Annotated in this window: 18 protein-coding genes and 1 pseudogene; 13 read left to right on the top strand and 6 right to left on the bottom strand. The window is 70.6% G+C overall.

The window, feature by feature from the left end; translation table 11 throughout:
- On the top strand, positions 1-906 hold a 906-nt coding region (locus HLK59_RS34700; protein ID WP_171145576.1), incomplete at its 5' end, for a helix-turn-helix domain-containing protein.
- Positions 907-968: 62 nt separating this feature from the next.
- On the top strand, positions 969-1,757 hold the full coding sequence (locus HLK59_RS34695) for a phosphatase (RefSeq protein ID WP_171145575.1): 789 nt from the start codon (positions 969-971) through the stop codon (positions 1,755-1,757).
- 19 nt (positions 1,758-1,776) lie between these two features.
- Here HLK59_RS34695 and HLK59_RS34690 read toward each other — a convergent pair whose 3' ends face one another.
- The 5 genes from HLK59_RS34690 to HLK59_RS34670 all read right to left on the bottom strand — a co-directional run bounded on the left by HLK59_RS34690 (position 1,777) and on the right by HLK59_RS34670 (position 7,280).
- The gene (locus HLK59_RS34690; RefSeq protein ID WP_171145574.1) at positions 1,777-2,739 is read right to left on the bottom strand and encodes a cation diffusion facilitator family transporter; all 963 of its coding nucleotides are present in this window, start codon (positions 2,737-2,739) and stop codon (positions 1,777-1,779) included.
- Positions 2,740-2,744: 5 nt separating this feature from the next.
- Complete coding sequence (locus tag HLK59_RS34685; protein ID WP_171145573.1) at positions 2,745-3,617, bottom strand: acyl-CoA thioesterase II; 873 nt, start codon at positions 3,615-3,617, stop codon at positions 2,745-2,747.
- 46 nt (positions 3,618-3,663) lie between these two features.
- On the bottom strand, positions 3,664-4,821 hold the full coding sequence (locus HLK59_RS34680; protein ID WP_171145572.1) for an acyl-CoA dehydrogenase family protein: 1,158 nt from the start codon (positions 4,819-4,821) through the stop codon (positions 3,664-3,666).
- A gap of 110 nt (positions 4,822-4,931) precedes the next feature.
- The gene (locus HLK59_RS34675; RefSeq protein WP_171145571.1) at positions 4,932-6,422 is read right to left on the bottom strand and encodes a helix-turn-helix transcriptional regulator; all 1,491 of its coding nucleotides are present in this window, start codon (positions 6,420-6,422) and stop codon (positions 4,932-4,934) included.
- Between the two features lie 267 nt (positions 6,423-6,689).
- Positions 6,690-7,280 carry a TetR/AcrR family transcriptional regulator gene (locus HLK59_RS34670; RefSeq protein WP_171145570.1) on the bottom strand — a complete coding sequence of 197 codons (591 nt, stop codon included), beginning with the start codon at positions 7,278-7,280 and terminating at the stop codon, positions 6,690-6,692.
- 86 nt (positions 7,281-7,366) lie between these two features.
- Between HLK59_RS34670 and HLK59_RS34665 the strand changes: the two genes are divergently transcribed.
- The 10 genes from HLK59_RS34665 (at position 7,367) to HLK59_RS34620 (ending at position 20,403) form a co-directional block, all read left to right on the top strand.
- Entirely contained in the window at positions 7,367-8,983 is a 1,617-nt protein-coding gene (locus tag HLK59_RS34665) for a carboxyl transferase domain-containing protein (protein WP_171145569.1), read from the top strand.
- Between the two features lie 6 nt (positions 8,984-8,989).
- A complete protein-coding gene (locus HLK59_RS34660; RefSeq protein WP_171145568.1) occupies positions 8,990-10,906 on the top strand; it encodes a biotin carboxylase N-terminal domain-containing protein in 1,917 nt (638 codons plus the stop codon).
- On the top strand, positions 10,903-11,835 hold the full coding sequence (locus HLK59_RS34655; protein WP_171145567.1) for a hydroxymethylglutaryl-CoA lyase: 933 nt from the start codon (positions 10,903-10,905) through the stop codon (positions 11,833-11,835). Before HLK59_RS34660 ends, HLK59_RS34655 begins: the two co-directional genes overlap by 4 nt.
- Positions 11,836-11,841: 6 nt before the next feature.
- Positions 11,842-13,002: an acyl-CoA dehydrogenase family protein gene (locus HLK59_RS34650; RefSeq protein ID WP_171145566.1), complete on the top strand. Its 1,161-nt coding sequence runs from the start codon at positions 11,842-11,844 to the stop codon at positions 13,000-13,002.
- Positions 13,003-13,138: 136 nt separating this feature from the next.
- Positions 13,139-14,188 (top strand): ABC transporter substrate-binding protein, encoded by a 1,050-nt coding sequence (locus tag HLK59_RS34645; protein WP_171145565.1) that lies wholly within the window; start codon positions 13,139-13,141, stop codon positions 14,186-14,188.
- A gap of 109 nt (positions 14,189-14,297) precedes the next feature.
- The gene (locus HLK59_RS34640; protein WP_171145564.1) at positions 14,298-15,131 is read left to right on the top strand and encodes a siderophore-interacting protein; all 834 of its coding nucleotides are present in this window, start codon (positions 14,298-14,300) and stop codon (positions 15,129-15,131) included.
- Positions 15,132-15,367: 236 nt separating this feature from the next.
- The gene (gene desA, locus HLK59_RS34635) at positions 15,368-16,810 is read left to right on the top strand and encodes a lysine decarboxylase DesA (RefSeq protein ID WP_171145563.1); all 1,443 of its coding nucleotides are present in this window, start codon (positions 15,368-15,370) and stop codon (positions 16,808-16,810) included.
- The gene (locus HLK59_RS34630) at positions 16,794-18,071 is read left to right on the top strand and encodes a SidA/IucD/PvdA family monooxygenase (RefSeq protein WP_171145562.1); all 1,278 of its coding nucleotides are present in this window, start codon (positions 16,794-16,796) and stop codon (positions 18,069-18,071) included. The genes desA and HLK59_RS34630 overlap by 17 nt, the downstream gene beginning before the upstream one ends.
- Positions 18,068-18,634: a GNAT family N-acetyltransferase gene (locus tag HLK59_RS34625; protein ID WP_171145561.1), complete on the top strand. Its 567-nt coding sequence runs from the start codon at positions 18,068-18,070 to the stop codon at positions 18,632-18,634. Before HLK59_RS34630 ends, HLK59_RS34625 begins: the two co-directional genes overlap by 4 nt.
- Positions 18,631-20,403 carry an IucA/IucC family siderophore biosynthesis protein gene (locus tag HLK59_RS34620; protein ID WP_171145560.1) on the top strand — a complete coding sequence of 591 codons (1,773 nt, stop codon included), beginning with the start codon at positions 18,631-18,633 and terminating at the stop codon, positions 20,401-20,403. The genes HLK59_RS34625 and HLK59_RS34620 overlap by 4 nt, the downstream gene beginning before the upstream one ends.
- Before the next feature lie 60 nt (positions 20,404-20,463).
- Here the strand turns inward: HLK59_RS34620 and HLK59_RS34615 are convergent, their stop codons facing one another.
- Entirely contained in the window at positions 20,464-22,035 is a 1,572-nt protein-coding gene (locus tag HLK59_RS34615; protein WP_206327952.1) for a beta-N-acetylhexosaminidase, read from the bottom strand.
- Positions 22,036-22,202: 167 nt separating this feature from the next.
- On the opposite strand from HLK59_RS34615, the pseudogene HLK59_RS34610 reads away from it, so the two are divergent.
- Positions 22,203-23,192 (top strand): annotated as a pseudogene (locus tag HLK59_RS34610) (hypothetical protein); the annotation flags it as partial.

The raw sequence follows: 23,192 nt of genomic DNA, 5'->3' as shown, positions 1-23,192 counted from the left end.
TTGTGTTCTTTTCACCCGGGAGCCGTCATCCCACGTGCGCAGGAGTCTCGTGGGCCCGGAGCTGTCGATGGGAGACAGGACCGGCGCGGCGGCGCGGGCGGCGCTGGTGGGGTCGCCGGCACCCACCTCGCCGCCTACGCCCTCGGCGCCGGGCAGGGGTTCGTGCTCGGGGTCGCCTCGCCCCAGGGGGTGCCCGGCGACCACACCATCGCCTCCGTCGCCGCCGTGCTGCTCTCCCTGCTCACCGGCGAGCACCAGAGCGGTTCGGGGGCGGCGCGGTCGTCCGCGCTGGTACGGCTGCTGCTGGGCGCCCCGCCGCAGGACGTGGCCGTACTGTTGGGGGCCGGGCGGTGGGTCGTCGTGCACGCCCGCCCCGACGCGCACGCGCCCGACGCCGTCGCCGCCTCCGCGCTGGGGGCCGCGCTCGGCTCGCCGCTCGTCGACCTCGCGCGGGACGTCGTACGCGTCCTCGTCCCGGCCGACCGCGAGGCACAGCCGCAGCCCGGCTGGACCCTGGGGGTCAGCGCGCCGGTGAGCCCGCACGAGTGGCCGGCCGCGGACACCCAGGCCGCCCGCGCCCTGGCCCGCGCCCGGGCGACCCGTGCCGAACTCGTCCGCCACGGCGCCCGCCCCGGCCTCGCCGCCCTCGTCCCGCCCGACGAGGCCGAGGCACACGCGCGTGCCCTGCTCGCCCCCGTCGCGGACATCCCCGCGCTCACCGAGACCCTGCGCACCTGGCTGTCCCTGCACGGCAGTTGGGACCGCACCGCCGTGGCCCTTGCCGTGCACCGCAACACCGTCCGCCAACGCATCGCCCGCTGCGCGTCCCTGCTGGACACGGACCTGGACGACCCCGACGTACGCATGGAGTTGTGGTTCGCGCTGAGCCAGGAGCTGCGACAGTGACCCGCGTCCCAGCGTCCGGTACATCCGGCACGCCCACCGCCGCCTGCCTCACAATGGACACCATGCCGATACCCGGGACTCCCAGCCGCACCGAGCTCGTCGACCACCTCGTACGGACCCGCATCGCGGGCGACGTCGCGACGCCCCGCGAGAACAACCTCTCCCACTACCGCCAGCTGGCGAACGGCGTCCGCAACTTCTGGCTCGGCCTGGAGCTCGGCGACCGCTGGAGCGACGAGCAGGACGTGCTCGCGGTGATGGCGGAGCGGGTGGGCGTCAACGACGACCCGGAGTACCGGTACGGCCAGGACACCATCGACCCCGAGCTGACCGTGGACGGCCTGGACCGGATGGCGGCGCGGCTGCGGAAGGCCGCCGACGGCCGGCAGCGCGTCCTGTTCGCGACCGGTCACCCGGGTGGCCTCCTCGAAGTGCACCACTCCACCGCCGCCGCGCTGCGGACCGCCGGCTGCGAGATCGTCGTCATCCCGGAGGGGTTGCAGACGGACGAGGGGTACGTCATGCAGTTCGCGGACGTGGCGGTCCTGGAGCACGGCGCCACGCTGTGGCACACCCACTCCGGGGAGCCGATGAAGGCCATCCTCACGGGACTTGAGCGCGCGGGCCGTCCCCTGCCCGACCTGGTGGTCGCGGACCACGGCTGGGCGGGCTACGCCGGTCAGCACGGCGTCGACTCCGTCGGTTACGCCGACTGCAACGACCCGGCGCTCTTCCTCGCCGAGGCCGAGGGCACCGTCCAGGTGACGGTCCCCCTCGACGACCACGTCCTCAGCCCCCGCTACTACGACCCGCTGACGGCGTATCTGCTGGCGGAGGCGGGGCTGAAGTAGCCCGGTCCGCGATCCGGCGTCACGGCCAGGGGTTCAGGCCCTCGTTCCGCTGCTGCGCGTACCCCGGCGTCGGGTCCAGGTACACCCTGCTCACGCCGGGGAACACGGCCCGCAGCCGCAGCTCGGCCTGTTCGCAGGCCCACTCGATCTCGGCCGCCGTCGACACGTCCCGGAAGTCGACCTTGGCCGCGACCAGCGCCTCCCGCGGCCCCTGGACCAGGGTGGTCAGCTCCAGCACGGCCTCGATGTGCTCCACCCCCAGCAGCTCGGCCCTGATCCGCTCCCGCATGGGCCGCGGGAGCGGACGGCCGATCAGCAGCTCGGCGTTGGACCGCCCGAGCACCCACGCCACGCACAGCAGCAGCGCGCCGATGAGCAGCGAGGCGATCCCGTCCCACACGCCGGAGCCGGTGAGCTGGCCGCCGAGCAGTCCGCCCGCGGCGAGCACGAGGCCGATCAGCGCGGCGGCGTCCTCCAGGACGACGGCCTTCACGGCGGTGTCGGGGGTGTGGCGGAGGTAGAGCCTGAACGGCGCCCGGAAGCGGGCCGCCTCCCCGCGTGCCTGCCGCAGCCCGGTCCGCAGCGAGTAGCCCTCCAGGAGGAAGGCGACGCCCAGCACGACGTACGAGACGAGCGGGTCGCCCAGTTCCTCGCCCGCGACCAGGGTGTGGATGCCGTCGTAGATCGAGAAGACCGCGCCGCCGACGAAGGTGGCGACGGCGGCGAGCATGGCCCAGATGTACCGTTCGGGGCCGTGGCCGAGCGGGTGGTCCTCGTCGGCCGGTTTCTCGCTCCGTTTCAGGGCGGTGAGCAGCAGCACCTCGGTGACGGTGTCGGCGACCGAGTGCGCGGCCTCGGAGAGCATCGCGCTGGAGCCGCTGATCACGCCGGCGACGGCCTTGGCGACCGCGATCCCGAGATTGGCGACGGCGGCGACGAGCACCGTGAAGGTGCTCTCGCCGCCGCCTTCCTGAGAGGTCATGCCCCTCAGTGTTGCCGAGGTGCGCGGACCACGCCTTCCTGGATCACCGAGATGGCGAGCCGTCCGTCCTGGGTGTAGATGCGGGCCTGGCCGAGACCGCGGCCGCCGTGCGCGGACGGCGACTCCTGGTCGTACAGGAGCCATTCGTCGGCGCGGAAGGGCCGGTGGAACCACATCGCGTGGTCGAGGGAGGCGCCCACGACGTCGTTGACCGCCCAGCCGCCGCGGCCGTGCGCGAGGAGGACCGAGTCGAGGAGGGTCATGTCGGAGACGTAGGTGGCGAGGACGACGTGCAGGAGCGGGTCGTCAGCCAGCTTGCCGTTGGTGCGGAACCAGACCTGGGAGTGCGGCTCGCGGGGCTCGCCGAACCGGCCGTACGGGGGCTCGTCGACGTAGCGCAGGTCGATCGCCTCGCGGGCCTCCAGGAACTTCTCAAGGACGTGCGGGGCGATGTGGTCGTAGCCGCGCAGCCGCTCCTGGGAGGTGGGGAGGGCGGCCGGGTCGGGGGCGGCCGGCATCGGGGCCTGGTGGTCGAAGCCTTCCTCGTACGTCTGGAAGGAGGCCGACAGGGCGAATATGGGCTGCCCGTGCTGCACCGCGACCACGCGGCGCGTGGTGAAGGAACGGCCGTCGTTCATGCGGTCGACCGTGTACACGATGGGCGCGCCCGGGTCCCCCATGCGCAGGAAGTACGCGTGCAGGGAGTGGGCGAGGCGGTCCTCGGGGACCGTCCGCCCGGCGGCGACGAGCGCCTGGGCCGCGACCTGACCGCCGAAGACCCGGGGGACGATGGCGGGCCGGGACCGGCCGCGGAAGATGTTCTCCTCGATCTGCTCCAGGTCGAGCAGATCGAGGAGACCCTGTAGTGCCTGACTCATGCAGTCATTTCTACTGGTCAGCAGTGCGTCGGTGGTTGCGGGAGCCTTACAGGCCCATGTCCTTGGCGATGATCGTCTTCATGATCTCGCTGGTGCCGCCGTAGATACGGTTGACGCGGTTGTCCGCGTACAGGCGGGCGATCGGGTACTCGTTCATGAAGCCGTAGCCGCCGTGCAGCTGGAGGCAGCGGTCGATCACCCGGTGGGCGACCTCGGTGGCGAACAGCTTGGCGCTGGCGGCCTCGGCGGGGGTCAGCTCGCCCGCGTCCAGGGCCTCCAGGGCGCGGTCCACGACGGCCTCGGCCGCGTCCACCTCGGCCTGGCAGGAGGCCAGCTCGAACTTGGTGTTCTGGAAGGAGGCGACCGGCTTGCCGAAGACGGTGCGCTCCTGGACGTACTCCTTGGCGAACCGGACGGCGGCCTTGGCCTGCGCGTAGGCGCCGAAGGCGATGCCCCAGCGCTCGGAGGCGAGGTTGTGGCCGAGGTAGTAGAAGCCCTTGTTCTCCTCGCCGAGGAGGTCCTCGACGGGGACCTTCACGTCGACGAACGCCAGCTCGGCGGTGTCGGAGGTCTTCAGGCCGAGCTTGTCGAGCTTGCGGCCGATGGAGTAGCCCTCGGACTTGGTGTCCACGGCGAACAGGGAGATGCCGTGGCGGCGGTCCTCGGCGGTGGGCGCGGAGGTGCGGGCGCAGACGATCACCCGGTCGGCGTGAACGCCGCCGGTGATGAAGGTCTTGGAGCCGTTGAGGACGTAGTGCGTGCCGTCCTCGGAGAGCTTGGCGGTGGTCTTCATGCCCGCGAGGTCGGAGCCGGTGCCCGGCTCGGTCATCGCGAGGGCCCACATCTCCTCGGCGGAGACGAACTTCGGCAGGAAGCGCTTCTTCTGCTCGTCGGTGGCGAGCATCTTGATGTACGGCAGTCCGAGCAGCACGTGCACACCGGAGCCGCCGAACTGCACACCCGCGCGCGCGGTCTCCTCGTACATCACCGCCTCGAACTTGTACGAGTCGATGCCGGCGCCGCCGAACTCCTCGTCGACACGGATGCCGAAGACACCGAGCTCGGCGAGCTTGTAGTAGAAGTCGCGCGGCGCCTGGCCGGCCGCGAACCACTCGTCGTAGACGGGGACGACCTCGGCCTCGATGAAGGCGCGCAGGGTCTCCCGGAACGCTTCGTGGTCCTCGTTGAACACGGTACGGCGCACCGCCGCCACCTCCAGCTTCCTCGCTATGCCTAAGCGCTTGCTCAGCCAACCGTACCGGCCGGTAGCGTGAGGCGCCAGAGGAGCACCTCCGTAACGCTCGTCACTCCGTCTCAGCGGTACCGGAGGAGCAGCGGCTCCTCGGTGATCCGTACGACGTCCTCGGGGCCCGTCTCCCGCGTGGTGCCGTCGAGGTGCTCGACGCGGTACGCGCCCGTGCCCGCCGGGACGTCCGCCGTGCCGGACAGGGTCCAGCGGATACGGGCGAGGGCGGGGGTCAGTACCTCGCACTGCCAGACGTTCCCGGGCAGCCCGATCTCCGTGCCGCGGCCGCAGGAGCGGAGCTCGGCGTGGGCGAGCCACCGCTGGAGCCGCTCGACATGGCGGCCGGCCCTGGTGGGGGCCTGGCCCTCGGCCTGGACGACCAGGGGGATCTTGCCGTTCCCCCAGGCGTAGAAGTACATCCGCTCCACGAGCCTGGAGTACAGCCCCGTCAGATAGAAGCGGACGGCGTGGTTCGCGGCCGTGTCCGGGTCCAGCGGGTCGTTCAGCTGGATCATCTGGGTGGTCCCCGTGCTCCACAGCGGCAGGTGGTACCCCGCGAGCTGGAAGGTCCGCTCGACCTTCCGGACGATCTCCAGCATGGTCTCCGGCGGATCGGTGACACCGCGCTGGAAGAGGTTGACGGCCGCCGCGTCGCAGTACTGGTACGCGCCCGCCTCCGCGAGGCGCAGCAGGTACGCGTGCGAGGCGTCGTCCCACAGGTCGGTGATCGAGGGAGCGACCACGCGCGCGTCCGGGCGGTACCGCCGGATGATGCCGCTCGCCCGGCGCGTCATCTCGACGAGCGTCTCCACGTCGCCGTTGTAGTGGTGCCCGTGGTTGGCCGTGATCCACGGCTCGTACGCGTCGATGCGGTGGCCCGCGTGCCGCATCACGGCGTGGACGAAGGCGTCCCAGTCGGCCAGGTCGTCCGGCGGGGCGGCCCGGCAGTCCTCCCGGTACGCGGCCTTGCGGCCGTTCGGGGCGGCCCAGCCGGGCGTACCGCCGAAGACGAAGGTCACCGGCAGTCCGTGGCGTTCGGCGCCGTCGAGCAGCCGGTCCAGGGTGGAGAAGTCGAACACACCCCGCGCGGGCTCCAGTTGGGACCAGCGGGTCTCGCTGTCCCACAGCCGCACCGCGCCCACCCGGAACTCCGGCATGACCCCGCTGAAACTGTTCATCGTCACGCCGAACATCTCGGGGGCGACCGGCAACGGCGCCTGGGACCAGCTCTCCGCGCCGACGGGAGCGCCGACCGGGGCGTCGACCAGGGCGCCGGCAGTCGCATGGAGCCCGGGGTCCGGTACCTCCGTCGCGCCGTCCTCCGCGGTCGCCGTCGCCGTCTCCCAGTACCGCAGCAGATCGTTGAGCTCCGCCGGTTGCGCCCCGCACTCCTTGGCGAACCTGAGGACGATGTCGTAGTCCCCCGGCACCCCCTGGCCGGTGCAGTAGCGGTGCAGGGTGGAGCCGCTGACGAAGATCCGCCGTCCCAGCACCTGGTAGCTGAGCCCACCGCGCTCCTTCAGGGCGCGCAACGCCGTGGCCAACTCCCGTCCGCTCATGACTCCCACCCCCGTGACGCCCCTCCACCCTCCCAGGCTTGTCCCGACACGTCTGCGTCATTCCTGGTCACGGTGTGACGCACGTCCCACGACGAGACGGGACGGGGGCCCTCTGGCCATCGGGCCGACCGACTCGGCACCATGATCGGGCCGGGCCGACACGGAGGGGAAGCCGGTCCGGTGGAGTCACCGACCGGGCCGTGGCAGGGGGGCACGGTCACGGCCCGACAGGCCGGCGGGGGGCGAGCCACCCATCGCCCCCCGCTGTCACTCCGCCGCCGCGAACGCCCCCCGCGCCATCCGGTGCAGCAGCCGCGACGTGGCACCCCGGCCCGGCAGCGAGCCGGGGCGCCCCAGGTGCGGGGTCGAGTTCAGCAGGCCGAACACCGAGTGCACCGCCGAGCGGGCCGTGGGTTCCGTCAGGGCCGGGTACACCTCGCGCACCACCTCCACCCACAGCTCGACGTACTGCCGCTGGAGCTGGCGCACGAGCTTGCGGTCGCTGTCCCGCAGCCGGTCCAGCTCCCGGTCGTGGAGGGTGATCAGGGGCCGGTCGTCCAGCGCGAAGTCGATGTGGCCCTCGATCAGGGAGTCGAGGACGTCCCCGGCCGAGCCCCCGTCGGCCTCCGCCAGCCGGCGCCGCGCGCCCCTGAGCAGCTGCTCGCTGATCCCCACGAGCAGCTCCGCGAGCATCGCGTCCTTGCCCGGGAAGTGGCGGTACAGCCCCGGTCCGCTGATGCCGACCGCGGCCCCTATCTCGTCCACTCCGACGCCGTGGAAGCCGCGCTCGGCGAAGAGTCGAGCGGCCTCCTTGAGGATCTGCTCGCGGCGGGTGGGGGCGTCGGTTCTGGTGGCCATGGAGGCAATTCTAGACAGGGAGGTTAGCGCTCGTTAACCTGAAGGAAATGCGTTAACGCTCATTAACAAGGTGAGGGGATCGCGGGATGCATCAGGCACCGGAGCTGCACAGCGCGGCGGACCCCGCGTCGGAGGCCTGGCGGGCCAACGAGCGGGGCCACCGGCAGCTCGTCGAGGAGCTGCGCGACAAGCTCGCCGCCGCCCGGCTCGGCGGCGGCGAGAAGGCACGTGCCCGGCACACCGCGCGCGGCAAGCTGCTGCCCCGGGACCGGGTCGACCACCTCCTCGATCCCGGTTCCCCCTTCCTGGAGCTCGCCCCCCTCGCGGCCGACGGGATGTACGAGGGGCAGGCCCCGGCCGCCGGTGTCATCGCCGGGATCGGGCGGGTCAGCGGCCGCGAGTGCGTGATCGTCGCCAATGACGCGACCGTCAAGGGCGGGACGTACTACCCGATGACGGTGAAGAAGCATCTGCGGGCCCAGGAGGTGGCCCTGGAGAACCGGCTGCCCTGTCTGTATCTCGTGGACTCCGGGGGCGCCTTCCTGCCGATGCAGGACGAGGTCTTCCCCGACCGTGAGCACTTCGGGCGGATCTTCTTCAACCAGGCCCGGATGTCCGGCGCGGGCATCCCGCAGATCGCCGCCGTCCTCGGGTCCTGCACCGCCGGCGGGGCGTATGTGCCCGCGATGAGCGACGAGGCCGTCATCGTCCGGAACCAGGGGACGATCTTCCTCGGCGGGCCCCCGCTGGTGAAGGCGGCCACCGGTGAGGTCGTCACCGCCGAGGAGCTGGGCGGCGGCGAGGTGCACTCCCGGGTCTCCGGGGTCACCGACCACCTCGCCGAGGACGACGCCCACGCGCTCAGGATCGTCCGGAACATCGTCGCGACGCTCCCCGCGCGCGGGACGCTCCCGTGGTCGGTGGAACCGGCGTCGGACCCCAAGGTGGACCCCTACGGGATCTACGGCGCGGTCCCGGTCGACTCCCGCACCCCCTACGACGTACGCGAGATCATCGCGCGCGTGGTGGACGCCTCCCGCTTCTCGGAGTTCAAGGCCGAGTTCGGCCAGACCCTGGTCACCGGATTCGCCCGTGTCCACGGCCACCCGGTCGGCATCGTCGCCAACAACGGCATCCTGTTCTCCGAGTCCGCCCAGAAGGGCGCCCACTTCATCGAGCTGTGCGACCAGCGCGGCATCCCGCTGCTCTTCCTCCAGAACATCTCCGGCTTCATGGTGGGGCGTTCGTACGAGGCCGGCGGCATCGCCAAGCACGGCGCCAAGATGGTCACCGCCGTCGCCTGCACCCGCGTGCCCAAGCTGACCGTCGTCGTCGGCGGGTCCTACGGCGCCGGGAACTACTCCATGTGCGGCCGGGCCTACTCCCCCCGCTTCCTGTGGATGTGGCCCAACGCCAAGATCTCGGTCATGGGCGGCGAGCAGGCCGCCTCGGTCCTCGCGACCGTCAAGCGGGACCAGTTGGAGGCGCGCGGCGAGGAGTGGGCCGCCGCGGAGGAGGAGACCTTCAAGGACCCGATCCGTGCGCAGTACGAGCGTCAGGGGAACGCCTACTACGCGACGGCCCGCCTGTGGGACGACGGGGTCATCGATCCCCTGGAGACCCGGCAGGTGCTGGGACTGGCCCTGACCGCCTGCGCGAACGCCCCACTGGGTGACCCCCAGTTCGGCGTCTTCCGGATGTGAGGACTCATGTTTGACACCGTTCTTGTGGCGAACCGGGGCGAGATCGCGGTCCGTGTCATCCGCACCCTGCGCACGATGGGGGTGCGGAGCGTCGCCGTCTTCTCCGACGCGGACGCCGACGCCCGGCACGTCCGGGAGGCCGACACCGCCGTACGGATCGGTCCGGCCCCGGCCGCCGAGAGCTATCTGTCCGCCGAGCGGCTGCTGGAGGCTGCCGCCAGGACCGGCGCCCAGGCCGTGCACCCCGGGTACGGCTTCCTCGCGGAGAACGCCGCCTTCGCGCGCGCCTGCGCCGACGCGGGGCTGGTCTTCATCGGGCCGCCCGCCGAGGCCATCGCCCTCATGGGCGACAAGATCCGCGCGAAGGAGACGGTCGAGGCGGCGGGTGTCCCCGTGGTCCCCGGCGGCCGTGACCCCGAACTCGCGGAGGCCGCCCGCGCCCTGGGCGCCCCGGTCCTGCTGAAGCCCTCCGCCGGCGGTGGCGGCAAGGGCATGCGGCTGGTCCGGGACCTCGCTCTCCTGGACGACGAGATCGCCGCCGCCCGCCGTGAGGCCCGCGTCTCCTTCGGCGACGACACCCTCCTGGTCGAGCGGTGGGTCGACCGGCCCCGGCACATCGAGATCCAGGTCCTGGCCGACGGCCACGGCAACGTCGTCCACCTCGGCGAACGCGAGTGCTCCCTCCAGCGCCGCCACCAGAAGATCATCGAGGAGGCGCCGAGCGTCCTGCTCGACGAGGCCACGCGCGCGTCGATGGGCCGAGCCGCGGTGGAGGCGGCCCGCTCCTGCGGCTATCGGGGTGCGGGCACGGTGGAGTTCATCGTCCCGGGAGGCGACCCCTCCTCGTACTACTTCATGGAGATGAACACCCGCCTCCAGGTGGAACACCCGGTGACGGAGCTCGTCACCGGCCTCGACCTGGTGGAGTGGCAGCTGCGGGTCGCGGCGGGCGAGCGGCTCCCCTACGGGCAGGGCGACATCACGCTCACCGGGCATGCCGTCGAGGCGCGGATCTGCGCGGAGGACCCCTCGCGCGGGTTCCTCCCCTCCGGCGGCACGGTCCTCACGCTGCGCGAGCCCCAGGGCGACGGCGTCCGCACCGACTCCGGGCTCAGCGAGGGCACCGAGGTCGGCAGTCTGTACGACCCGATGCTGAGCAAGGTGATCGCGTACGGCCCCGACCGGGCCACCGCGATCCGCAGGCTCCGGGCCGCCCTCGCCGGGACGGTCACGCTGGGCGTGCAGACGAACGCCGGGTTCCTGCGGCGGCTCCTGGCCCATCCGGCGGTCGTGGCGGGCGAGTTGGACACGGGTTTGGTGGAGCGGGAGGTCGAGGGGCTGGTCCCCACCGGCGTACCGGAAGAGGTCTACGAGGCGGCGGCCGCCGTACGCCTTGAGGCGCTGCGCCCGCAGGGGGGCGGCTGGACGGACCCGTTCTCGGTGCCGAGCGGCTGGCGCCTGGGCGGGACCCCGAAGCCGGTCGGTTTCCCGCTGCGGGTGCAGGACCCGGTGGAGTACGTCCCGCGCGGCTCGGCGACCGTCACGGACGACCGGGTGAGTGTGCTGCTGGACGGCGTACGCCACACCTTCCACCGGGCCGCCGACTGGCTCGGCCGCGACGGTGACGCCTGGCAGGTGCGCGACCACGACCCGGTGGCCGCCTCCCTCACCGGGGCCGCGCACGCGGGCGCCGACTCGCTCACCGCGCCCATGCCGGGGACGGTGACGGTGGTGAAGGTCGCCGTGGGCGACGAAGTGACCGCTGGACAGAGCCTGTTGGTGGTGGAGGCGATGAAGATGGAGCACGTCGTCTCCGCCCCGCACGCCGGCACGGTCGCCGAACTGGACGTAGCGCCGGGCTCGACCGTCGCCATGGACCAGGTGCTCGCAGTGATCGCACCCCACGAGGAGGTGGCCCGGTGAACCTGCCCATGACGGTTCCCGAACCCGGTCTCCCCGCCCGTGTCCGCATCCACGAGGTCGGGGCGCGTGACGGACTGCAGAACGAGAAGGGCACCGTCCCGACGGAGGTCAAGGCGGAGTTCGTCCGCCGTCTCGCCGACGCGGGCCTGACGACGATCGAGGCCACCAGCTTCGTGCACCCGAAGTGGGTGCCCCAACTGGCCGACGCGGAGGAGCTGTTCCCGCGGATCGCCGGCCTGCCGGTGGACCTCCCGGTGCTGGTGCCGAACGAACGCGGCCTGGACCGCGCCCTGGCGCTGAAGGCGACCCGTGTCGCCGTGTTCGCGAGTGCCAGCGAGTCCTTCGCCAAGGCCAACCTCAACCGCACGATGGACGCGGCGCTGGCGATGTTCGCGCCGGTGGTGACGCGGGCGAAGGAGGCCGGCGTCCATGTCCGCGGCTATCTGTCGATGTGCTTCGGCGACCCGTGGGAGGGGCCGGTCCCCGTCCCGCAGGTGGTGGACGTCTGCCGGGCGCTGCTGGACATGGGCTGCGACGAGCTGAGCCTGGGCGACACGATCGGCGTGGCGACGCCGGGCCACGTCAGGGCGCTGCTGAGCGAACTCGACGCGGCGGGCGTGCCCCCGTCCGTGCTCGGCGTGCACTTCCACGACACCTACGGCCAGGCCCTCGCCAACACCTACGCCGCCCTCCAGCACGGCGTCACCACCGTCGACGCCTCCGCGGGCGGCCTCGGCGGCTGCCCGTACGCCAAGTCCGCCACCGGCAATCTCGCCACCGAAGACCTCGTGTGGATGCTGCGCGGCCTCGGCATCGACACCGGAGTCGACCTCGACCGTCTCGTCGCCACCAGCGTCTGGATGGCCGAACAACTGGGCCGGCCCAGCCCGTCCCGCACCGTCCGAGCCCTGTCCCACAAGGAGCAGTGACCCGCAATGGACCACCGACTCTCCCCCGAACTGGAAGAACTACGCCGTACGGTCGAGGAGTTCGCGCACGACGTCGTGGCGCCGAAGATCGGCGAGTACTACGAGCAGCACGAGTTCCCCTACGAGATCGTCCGCGAGATGGGCCGCATGGGCCTGTTCGGCCTGCCGTTCCCCGAGGAGTACGGCGGCATGGGCGGCGACTACATGGCGCTCGGCGTGGCCCTGGAGGAGCTCGCCCGGGTCGACTCCTCGGTCGCGATCACCCTGGAGGCGGGGGTGTCGCTGGGCGCCATGCCGTTCCACCTCTACGGCACCGAGGCGCAGAAGCGGGAGTGGCTCCCCCGGCTCTGCTCGGGCGAGATCCTGGGCGCGTTCGGTCTGACGGAGCCGGACGGCGGCAGTGACGCGGGGGCGACGCGTACGACGGCCCGGCTGGACCCGGAGACGGACGAGTGGGTGATCAACGGCACGAAGTGCTTCATCACCAACTCCGGCACCGACATCACGGGGCTGGTGACGGTCACGGCGGTCACCGGCCGCAAGCCGGACGGCAAGCCGCTCATCTCCTCGATCATCGTCCCGTCGGGCACCCCCGGTTTCACGGTGGCTGCCCCCTACTCCAAGGTCGGCTGGAACGCCTCGGACACCAGGGAGCTGTCCTTCCAGGACGTCCGCGTCCCCGCGGCGAACCTGCTGGGCGAACAGGGCCGTGGGTACGCCCAGTTCCTGCGCATCCTCGACGAGGGCCGCATCGCGATCGCGGCGCTGGGGACGGGTCTGGCGCAGGGCTGTGTGGACGAGTCGGTGAAGTACGCGAAGGAGCGGCACGCCTTCGGCCGCCCGATCGGCTCCAACCAGGCCATCCAGTTCAAGATCGCCGACATGGAGATGAAGGCCCACACGGCCCGCCTCGCCTGGCGCGACGCGGCCTCCCGGCTGGTCTCGGGCGAGCCCTTCAAGAAGGAGGCGGCCCTAGCGAAGCTCTACTCGTCGACGATCGCGGTGGACAACGCCCGTGACGCCACCCAGGTCCATGGCGGCTACGGCTTCATGAACGAGTACCCGGTGGCTCGAATGTGGCGCGACTCCAAGATCCTGGAGATCGGGGAGGGCACGAGCGAGGTGCAAAGAATGCTGATTGCAAGGGAGTTGGGGCTCGTCGGCTGAGCGAAGAACCCCCACAGGCGGGTCATGGCTTCGAATTCAAGGGACCGCCCCCTGGACAAGATCCTAGAAGGTTAGGCTAACCTACGTTCGAACTTGTCCGGCGGGCACTCCGCCCCGTTCGAAAGCAGCCACACACATGTCCAACGCCAGAGCCACCCACCTCACCCGCCGTGGCATCCTCGCCGCGGGCGGCGCCCTCGGTCTCGGTGCCGTGCTCGCAGCCTGCGGCGACGACGACGCGAAAAGCGGTGGCTCTGACACGGAGACGACCGCCGCGAAGAAGTCCGGTCCCTGGACGTTCAAGGACGACCGCGGCACCGAGGTGAAGCTCGACAAGATCCCCGCGAACATCGTCGCGTTCACCGGTGTCGCCGCCGCGCTCTACGACTACGGCATCTCGGTCAAGGGCGTCTTCGGCCCGACCAAGACCACCGACGGCAAGGCCGACGTGCAGGCCGGCGACATGGACATCTCCAAGGTCGAGATCCTCGGCAACGTGTGGGACCAGTTCAACGTCGAGAAGTACGCCGCCCTCGCCCCGGACGTCCTCATCACCACGATGTTCGACGACGCCGGCACCCTCTGGTACGTGCCCGCGGCCTCCGCGGACAAGATCGCCAAGCTCGCCCCGAGCGTCGGCATCTCCGTCTACGACCGCCAGATCACCGAGCCGCTCCAGCGCGTGTGGGAGCTCGCTGAGTCCCTGGGCGCCGACATGACGGCAGCCTCGGTCACCGACGCCAAGAAGAAGTTCGAGGCCGCCGCGACCCGGCTGCGCGCCGCCGCCAAGGCGAAGCCCGAGATCAAGGTGCTGGCCGGTTCCGCCAGCCAGGACATCTTCTACGTCTCCGGCACCAACCTCTCCATCGACCTGGAGTACTTCAAGGCCCTCGGCGTGAACTTCGTCGAGCCCTCGGAGAAGGCCAAGGCGAAGGGCGGCGGCTGGTACGAGAGCCTGAGCTGGGAGAACGTCGACAAGTACAAGGCCGACATCATCATGATGGACGACCGCTCCGCGACGATCCAGCCGGCCGACATCACCGAGGCCACGTGGAAGAAGCTGCCCGCCGTGAAGGCGGGTCAGGTCATCTCCCGTTCGCCCGAGCCGATCCTGTCGTACGACAAGGTCACGCCGCTGTTGGAGACGCTTGCCGAGGCGCTCGAAAACGCCAAGAAGGTCAGCTGAAAAACGGGGCTGATGTTGTGGGTGAACTGCGGGCCCGCCGTGGCCGGTCGCGCAGTTCCCCGCGCCCCTGAAAAACATCCCCTCGCCCTCTGATCCAGGAGCGCACCCCATGACCACCGCCGTCGCCGCCCCCTTCCGGTTCTTCTCCCTCCAGGTCGTACGGACGCGGCGGCTTGGTCCGTCGCTCGTCAGAGTCACCTTCGCCGGGGACGAACTGCGGGAGTTCCACTCCAACGGCTGCGACCAGTCACTGTCGCTGTTCCTGCCGCACCCGGGGCAGACCGAGCCCGCGGTTCCGGTCGAGCTCGGTGACGGCTGGTGGCAGGCGTGGCGCGAACTCCCCGATGACGTACGGGCCGTGATGCGCTCGTACACGCTGCGGAGCCTGCGGCGGGACCCGGACGAGGTCGACATCGACTTCGTCCTGCACGAGCCGGCCGGGCATGCCTCGCGGTGGGCCGCTCAGGCCGGGCCCGGCGACCGGGTGCTCCTGCTCGGACCGGCGATCGCCGACAACCGTGCCATCCGGTTCCGGCCGCCCGAGGGCACCGACCTCACCCTGCTGTGGGGTGACGAGAGCGCTCTTCCCGCGATCGCCGCGATCCTCGAGTCGCTTCCGGCCGGGCAGCGCGTGCGAGCCTGGCTGGAGGTGCACGACGCCGGGAACATCCAGGACCTGGTGACCGAAGCGGACGCCCAGATCACCTGGCTCGTCCAGGACGGCGGGAGCACTGAGGGGTCCCCCATGGCCCTCGGCGCCATCCGCGACGCCCAACTCCCGGACGCCGAGCGCCCGTACGTCTGGATCGCGGGCGAGTCGAGCCACATCAAGGCGCTGCGCAGGCACTTCGTGGGTGAGCGGGGTGTCGACCGCCGCAGCGTCACCTTCGTCGGCTACTGGCGTCAGGGCCTGACCGAGGAACAGCTCCGCGCCGCAGAGTGACCCACCGAACGACACCCACCGCCGTACGCCCGACTCCCCGGCGTACGGCGGTGACTGCTGTGTCCCCTGTGTCGGCAGGGCCAACTGCGGCCGAAGTGACCGTAGTCACGGCTGATGCCACATTTCCCTCGCGTTACTTAGGTTAGGCTAACCTAAGTAACGCGAAGCGGGATCAGAGATCGCGCCCCCACCATCCCCGCCCCGCACGGACTGCTCCCCACCGGAGGACCCCCACCATGCGCTCGCACCTGCTCAATGACACGACCGCGGAGCAGTACCGCCGCTCCGTGACCGAAGGAGTAGGGCGGGTGGCAGCCAGACTCGCCGCCACCGACCGTCCGTTCACGGGTGTCACCGTCGACGCCCTCGCCCCGACGATCGACGCGATCGACCTCGACAGGCCGCTGCTCGACACCGCCGCGGCCCTCGACGAGCTGGAGGACGTCTACCTCCGCGACGCGATCTACTTCCACCACCCGCGCTATCTCGCCCACCTCAACTGCCCGGTCGTCATACCGGCGGTGCTCGGCGAGGCGATCCTCTCCGCGGTCAACTCCTCCCTGGACACCTGGGACCAGTCGGCCGGCGGCACCCTCATCGAGCGCAAACTGATCGACTGGACGACCGCGCGGGCCGGGCTCGGCCCCAACGCCGACGGTGTGTTCACCTCCGGCGGCTCCCAGTCCAACCTCCAGGCGCTGCTCCTGGCCCGCGAGGAGGCCAAGACCGACTCGCTCGCGAAACTGCGCATCTTCGCCTCCGAGGTCAGCCACTTCAGCGTGAAGAAGTCCGCGAAACTGCTGGGTCTCGGCCAGGACGCCGTCGTCACCATCCCGGTCGACCAGAACAAGCGGATGCAGACCGTCGCGCTCGCCCATGAGCTGGAGCGCTGCAAGGCCGCGGGGCTCGTCCCCATGGCCGTCGTCGCCACCTCGGGCACCACCGACTTCGGCTCGATCGACCCGCTCCCCGAGATCGCCGAGCTGTGCGAGCAGTACAACACCTGGATGCACGTCGACGCCGCCTACGGCTGCGGACTGCTCGCCTCGGTGAAGTACCGCGGCCGCATCGACGGCATCGAGCGCGCCGACTCGGTCACCGTCGACTACCACAAGTCCTTCTTCCAGCCGGTGAGTTCGTCCGCCGTACTGGTCCGGGACGCCTCGACGCTGCGCCACGCGACGTACCACGCCGAGTACCTCAACCCGAAGCGCATGGTCACCGAGCGCATCCCCAACCAGGTCGACAAGTCCCTCCAGACCACCCGCCGCTTCGACGCCCTCAAGCTGTGGATGACCCTGCGGGTGATGGGCGCCGACGGCATCGGCCAGCTCTTCGACGAGGTCTGCGACCTGGCCGTCGAGGGCTGGCAGCTCCTCGCCGCCGACCCGCGCTACGACGTGGTCGTCGAGCCCACGCTCTCCACCCTCGTCTTCCGCTACATCCCCGCCGCCGTGACCGACCCGGCCGAGATCGACCGCGCCAACCTGTACGCCCGCAAGGCCCTGTTCGCCTCCGGCGACGCGGTGGTCGCGGGCACCAAGGTCCAGGGCCGCCACTACCTGAAGTTCACCCTGCTCAACCCCGAGACGACGACCGACGACATCGCCGCCGTCCTCGACCTGATAGCCGGCCACGCCGAGCAGTACCTGGGAGAGTACCTTGACCGCGCGTCCTGAAAACCCGACCAAAACCTACGATTTCGTAGGCATCGGGCTCGGCCCGTTCAACCTCGGCCTCGCCTGTCTGACCGAGCCCATCGACGAACTCGACGGTGTCTTCCTGGAGTCGAAGCCCGACTTCGAGTGGCACGCCGGCATGTTCCTCGAAGGCGCCCACCTCCAGACGCCGTTCATGTCGGACCTGGTGACGCTGGCGGACCCGAGTTCGCCGTACTCCTTCCTGAACTACCTGAAGGAGAAAGGCCGGCTGTACTCGTTCTACATCCGGGAGAACTTCTACCCGCTGCGCGTCGAGTACGACGACTACTGCCGCTGGGCCGCGAACCGGCTGAGCAGCGTGCGCTTCAGCACGACGGTGGCGGACGTCCGGTACGCGGACGACCTGTACGTGGTGACGACCGAGGCGGGCGACGTCTACCGCGCCCGCCACCTGGTCCTCGGCACCGGCACCTCCCCGCACTACCCGGAGGCCGTCCAGGGCCTCGGCGGCGACTTCTTCCACAACTCCCGCTACATGCAGAACAAGGCGGAGCTCCAGAAGAAGGACTCGATCACGATCGTCGGCTCCGGCCAGTCCGCCGCCGAGATCTACCACGACCTCCTCGCCGAGATCGACGTGTACGGCTACCGGCTGAACTGGGTGACGCGCTCCCCGCGCTTCTTCCCCCTCGAATACACCAAGCTCACGCTGGAGATGACCTCCCCGGAGTACATCGACTACTTCCGCGAGCTGCCGGAGGCCACCCGCTACCGGCTCACGGCCCAGCAGAAGGGCCTGTTCAAGGGCATCGACGGCGATCTCGTCAACGAGATCTTCGACCTGCTCTACCAGAAGAACCTCGGCGGGCCCGTCCCCACACGGCTGCTCACCAACTCCTCGCTGAACAGCGTGGCGTACGAGAACGGCACGTACACCCTCTCCTTCCGCCAGGAGGAGCAGGAGAAGGACTACGACCTCCACACGCAGGGCCTGGTCCTGGCCACCGGCTACAAGTACGCCGAGCCCGAGTTCCTGACCCCCGTCAAGGACCGGCTGCGCTACGACACCCAGGGCAACTTCGACGTCGCCCGCAACTACTCGATCGACACCACGGGCCGGGGCGTCTTCCTCCAGAACGCCGGCGTGCACACCCACAGCATCACCTCGCCCGACCTGGGCATGGGCGCGTACCGCAACGCCTACATCATCCGTGAGCTGCTCGGCACCGAGTACTACCCGGTCGAGAAGACCATCGCGTTCCAGGAGTTCTCCGTATGACCACCCCCCACACCTTCACCTTCCGCCCGCTCGACCCGCTCAAGGACGCCGAGCTGCTGCACGGCTGGGTCACCCACCCCAAGGCCGCGTTCTGGATGATGCAGGACGCCAAACTGGAGGACGTCGAGCGCGCGTACATGGAGATAGCCGCCGACGAGCACCACCACGCGCTGCTGGGTCTCGACGAGTACGGCATCCCCAAGTTCCTGATGGAGCGGTACGACCCCGCCCACCGCGAGCTGGTCGGCCTGTACGACCCGCGGCCGGGCGATGTCGGCATGCATTTCCTGACCCCCGCGACCGAGACCCCCGTGCACGGCTTCACGCGGTCCGTCATCACGGCGGTCATGGCCCACCTCTTCGAGGACCCCTCCACGGAACGTGTCGTCGTCGAACCGGACGTCTCCAACAAGGCCGTGCACGCCCTCAACGAGGCCGTCGGGTTCGTGCCCGAGCGGGAGATCCAGAAGCCGGAGAAAATGGCCCTGTTGAGCTTCTGCACGCGCGAGCAGTTCCTTGAGATCCAGCACAGCGTGACCGCGACGGCGGAGGTGGCCGCATGAGCCTCGCCGACTCCGTCGCCCACCTCTCCCCCGAGCGCTGGGAGCAGGCCAACCGCCTCCTCATCCGCAAAGCCCTCGCCGAGTTCGCCCACGAGCGGCTCATCACGCCGGAGGCAACCGCCGACGGCCGCTTCGAGGTCCGCAGCGACGACGGTCTGACCCGCTACGGGTTCACCGCCACGCGCCGCGCCCTCGACCACTGGCAGGTCGACGCCGGCTCGCTCTCCCGTCAACGAGACGGCGTCGACCTCCCCCTCGCCGCGCTGGACTTCTTCATCGAGCTGAAGAAGGCACTGGGCCTGAGCGACGAGATCCTGCCGGTCTACCTGGAGGAGATCTCCTCCACGCTCTCCGGCACCTGCTACAAGCTCACCAAGCCGCAGATCCCGGTCGCCGAGCTCGCGAAAAGCGGCTTCCAGGCCATCGAGACCGGCATGACCGAGGGCCACCCCTGCTTCGTCGCCAACAACGGACGGCTCGGCTTCGGCATCCACGAGTACCTGTCGTACGCCCCGGAGACGGCGAGCCCGGTCCGCCTGGTGTGGCTGGCCGCGCACCGCGACCGGGCGGCCTTCACGGCGGGTGTCGGGATCGAGTACGAGACCTTCGTACGGGACGAGCTGGGCGCGCAGACGGTCGAGCGCTTCGAGGAGCGGCTCACCGGACTCGGCCACGACCCGGCCGACTTCCTCCTCATCCCCGTCCACCCCTGGCAGTGGTGGAACAAGCTCTCCGTCACCTTCGCCGCCGAGATCGCCCGCGGGCTCCTGGTCTGCCTGGGCGAGGGCGACGACGAGTACCTGGCCCAGCAGTCCATCCGGACCTTCTTCAACTCCTCCAGCCCCGAGAAGCACTACGTGAAGACGGCCCTGTCCGTCATCAACATGGGCTTCATGCGCGGACTCTCGGCCGCGTACATGGAGGCGACTCCGGCCATCAACGACTGGCTGGCCCAACTCATCGACAACGACCCCGTGCTGAAGTCGACGGGCCTGTCGATCATCCGCGAGCGCGCGGCCGTCGGCTACCGGCACCTGGAGTACGAGGCCGCGACCGACCGCTACTCGCCGTACCGCAAGATGCTGGCGGCGCTGTGGCGGGAGAGCCCGGTGGGTTCCCTCCGGGACGGCGAGTCGCTGGCGACGATGGCCTCCCTCGTCCATGTCGACCACGAGGGCAACTCCTTCGCGGGCGCGCTGATCGAGCAGTCGGGCCTCGCCCCGAAGGAGTGGCTGCGCCGCTATCTGACGGCGTACTTCACCCCGCTGCTGCACAGCTTCTACGCCTACGACCTGGTCTACATGCCGCACGGCGAGAACGTGATCCTCGTCCTGAAGGACGGCGCCGTGGAGCGCGCGATCTACAAGGACATCGCCGAGGAGATCGCGGTCATGGACGTCGACGCGGTCCTGCCGCCGACGGTCGAGCGCCTGCGCGTGGACGTACCGGAGGAGAAGAAGCTCCTCTCGATCTTCACGGACGTCTTCGACTGCTTCTTCCGCTTCCTCGCCGCGAACCTCGCCGCCGAGGGCATCGTGGAGGAGGACGACTTCTGGCGGACGGTCGCGGACATCACCCGCGAGTACCAGGCCTCGGTGCCCGAACTCGCCGACAAGTTCCGGCAGTACGACATGTTCGCCCCTCAGTTCGCGCTGTCCTGCCTCAACCGGCTCCAGCTGCGCGACAACGAGCAGATGGTGGACCTGGCGGACCCGGCGGGCGCACTTCAGCTCGTCGGCGACCTGAAGAACCCGATCGCGGGGTTCTGACCCACAGACGGACGGACGCCCGGGGTACGGTCCCCCGGGCGCCCGTCCATGTGCGGTCATCTAGCTTGTGGGCCAAGGAACTTGTGGCGATCGGTAGTAGTCGATCCCCATCGCCTCCCACCGCGCCCCCTGCGCGGCGAGCCGCACTCTGTAGGCGTCCCAGTCGTGCGTGGACGCCGGCGACCAGCCCAGCTCGGCCACGCCCGCCAGCCTCGGGAAGGCCATGTACTCGATGTCCGCGGACGTCGTGAGCGTCTCCGACCACATCGGTGCCTCGACCCCGCGGATCGCCGACGCGGGCGCCCCCGGCAGGTAGTCGCCGGGATCCCAGTCGTAGGACCGCTTCACCTCGACCAGTCCGGCCCAGTCAAGGCCCAGCGGAGTGTCCGCCGTGTACTTCATGTCGAGGTAGATCCGGTCGGCGGGCGACAGCACGATCCCGGTCCCGTTGCGCGCGGCGGCCGCGACCTGCTCCTTCTCCTCGGCACTCGTGTCGTCGAGCCCCCAGTACTGAGCCACCGCCCCCTTCACCGGCGTCGCCCCGGTCAGCTGATGCCAACCCACCACGGTCTTCCCGTACTTGGCGACGACCGGCTGCACCCGGTCCATGAACTTCACGTAGTCCTCGTGGCTCGTGGAGTGCGCCTCGTCCCCGCCGATGTGCAGATACCGGCCCGGCGTGAGCGCGGCGAGCTCCCGGATCACGTCGTCCACGAAGTCGTACGTGATCTCCTTCGACACGCACAGCGAGCTGAAGCCGACCTCGGTGCCGGTGTACAACGGCGGTGCGACGCCGTCGCAGTTGAGGTCGGCGTAGGAGGCGAGGGCCGCGTTGGTGTGGCCCGGCATGTCGATCTCGGGGACGACCTCCAGATAGCGGGAGGCGGCGTACCGGACGATCTCCTGGTAGTCGGCCTTGGTGTAGTGGCCGCCGGGGCCGCCGCCGACCTGTGTGGAGCCGCCGTACGGGGCGAGGCGCGGCCAGGAGTCGACGGCGATCCGCCAGCCCTGGTCGTCGCTCAGGTGCAGATGCAGCTTGTTGACCTTGTACAGGGCCAGTTGGTCGACGTACCGCTTGACCTGGTCGACGGTGAAGAAGTGCCGGGACACGTCCAGCATCGCGCCGCGCCAGCCGTAGCGCGGGGTGTCCTTGATCGTGCCGCCGGCGACCGCCCATGGGCCCGGCTGCACGGAGTCCTTCTCGACGGCGGCCGGGAGGAGCTGGCGCAGGGTCTGCACGCCGTGGAAGAGGCCCGCGGGCTGGGCGGCGGTGATGGTGACGCCCTTGGCGCCGCTGTCGAGGCGGTAGCCCTCGGCGCCGAACGGCCCCTTGGCCAGGCGCAGTCGGATACCTCCCTTGCCCTGGGAGGTGACCGGCAGCGGATAGCCGGTCGAGGGGCGCAGGACGTCCGCGACGTACTCACCGATACGGCGGACCGCGCGGGAGTCGTCGACGCGGATGCGGGTGGCGCGGGTGATGCGGTACGGCGTTCCGCCGGGCTCGACCGCGGCGGGGGCGGGGACGACCTCGTCGAGGGGCCGGACCACCTCCTGCTGCGGGGCGGGCGCCGCTCCGGTGACGAACGTGCCCGCGGCCGCGACGAGCAGCAACGAGCCGAGCAGCCGGGTCATACGGGGAGTGGGGCTGTGGTGCGGTCTCACATCTGGCTCCCTTCACCCTGGATTGGTAGAGACCACCTTGCCATGCGCCCCGTCGGCACCCCAGCCTCACAGCCCCGTCACAGGCAGTGCCACTACGGTCCACACCTTGCCGTGACGGCTCCTGGGGGGAGACGAAGATGTCCGAGCACACCGCACAGCAAGTCGGCACCGCCCACACCCCGACGCCGGGTGTCCCGCCGGAGGACGCCTCGGCGGTGCGCGCCTACGCGGGCGCGTTCTGCGGGAAGCAGCAGGCCGCCGCCGAACTGGCCGCCGAGGTCCTCGCCCGCGCGGCACAACAGCCCGCGCCCGTCGGCCGTCTCGCCCTGCTGACCGGCGTACGGCGGACCGCCGACGCCTGGGTCCGCGGCGACCGGGCCGGGCTGGTGCGCCCGGGGTTCCGGTCCTGGGTCCGGCGGGCGACCGACTCCTTCGGCCCCGCGGACACCCTGCGGCGGGTCGAGCACAGTTCGCTGCTCCTGGCGGCCTTCCGGGAGCTCGCCGAACAGCCGCAGACCGCTCTGTGGTTGTGTCTGGCCGAGCACGAGACGGCCGCCGCCGCCCGGACCCTGGGCACGTCCGAGGAGTTCGCCGAGTCGATGGCGGAGACGGCGAAGGCCCGCCTGGCCGACGCGTTCTTACGGCTGCGGGCCGAGCGCACCGCCGAGGCGCGGTGCGTGCACTACGGCACCATGCTCGGCGCGATGGCCCGCGGCACCCACCGTGACACCCCCGACGACCTCCAACAGCATCTGGACGGCTGCAAGTTGTGCACGCACGACTTCGCGCTGCTGCGGGCGCTCACCGCGGGCGGGCCCGAGGAGCTGCGTGCCGTCCTCGTGGACCAGCTCCTGGTGTGGGGCGGCCCCGCCTACCGGGAGGCGAGCGGGGACGGGACGTCCCTCCGGCCGGAACCCGCCTCCGGCCAGGCCGCCGGCCCGGTCCGCAGCGCCACCGTCCGCGGCGCCACCGCCCCCGCATCCGACCCGGAGCCCGAGACCGCGCCTCCCCCGCCACGGGACGCCCGCCGTCGGCCCGTTCTCGCCGTGGCGCTGACGATCGTCCTCACCGCCGCGGCCACCACCGGCATCCTGAACTGGACGGGCGACGAGGAACCGGCCCACGCG

The organism is Streptomyces sp. S3(2020) (genome assembly GCF_013044505.1).
Taxonomy (GTDB): domain Bacteria; phylum Actinomycetota; class Actinomycetes; order Streptomycetales; family Streptomycetaceae; genus Streptomyces.
Note: the sequence above shows the minus strand (reverse complement) of the source record. Positions and strands in the feature narration are given on the sequence as shown.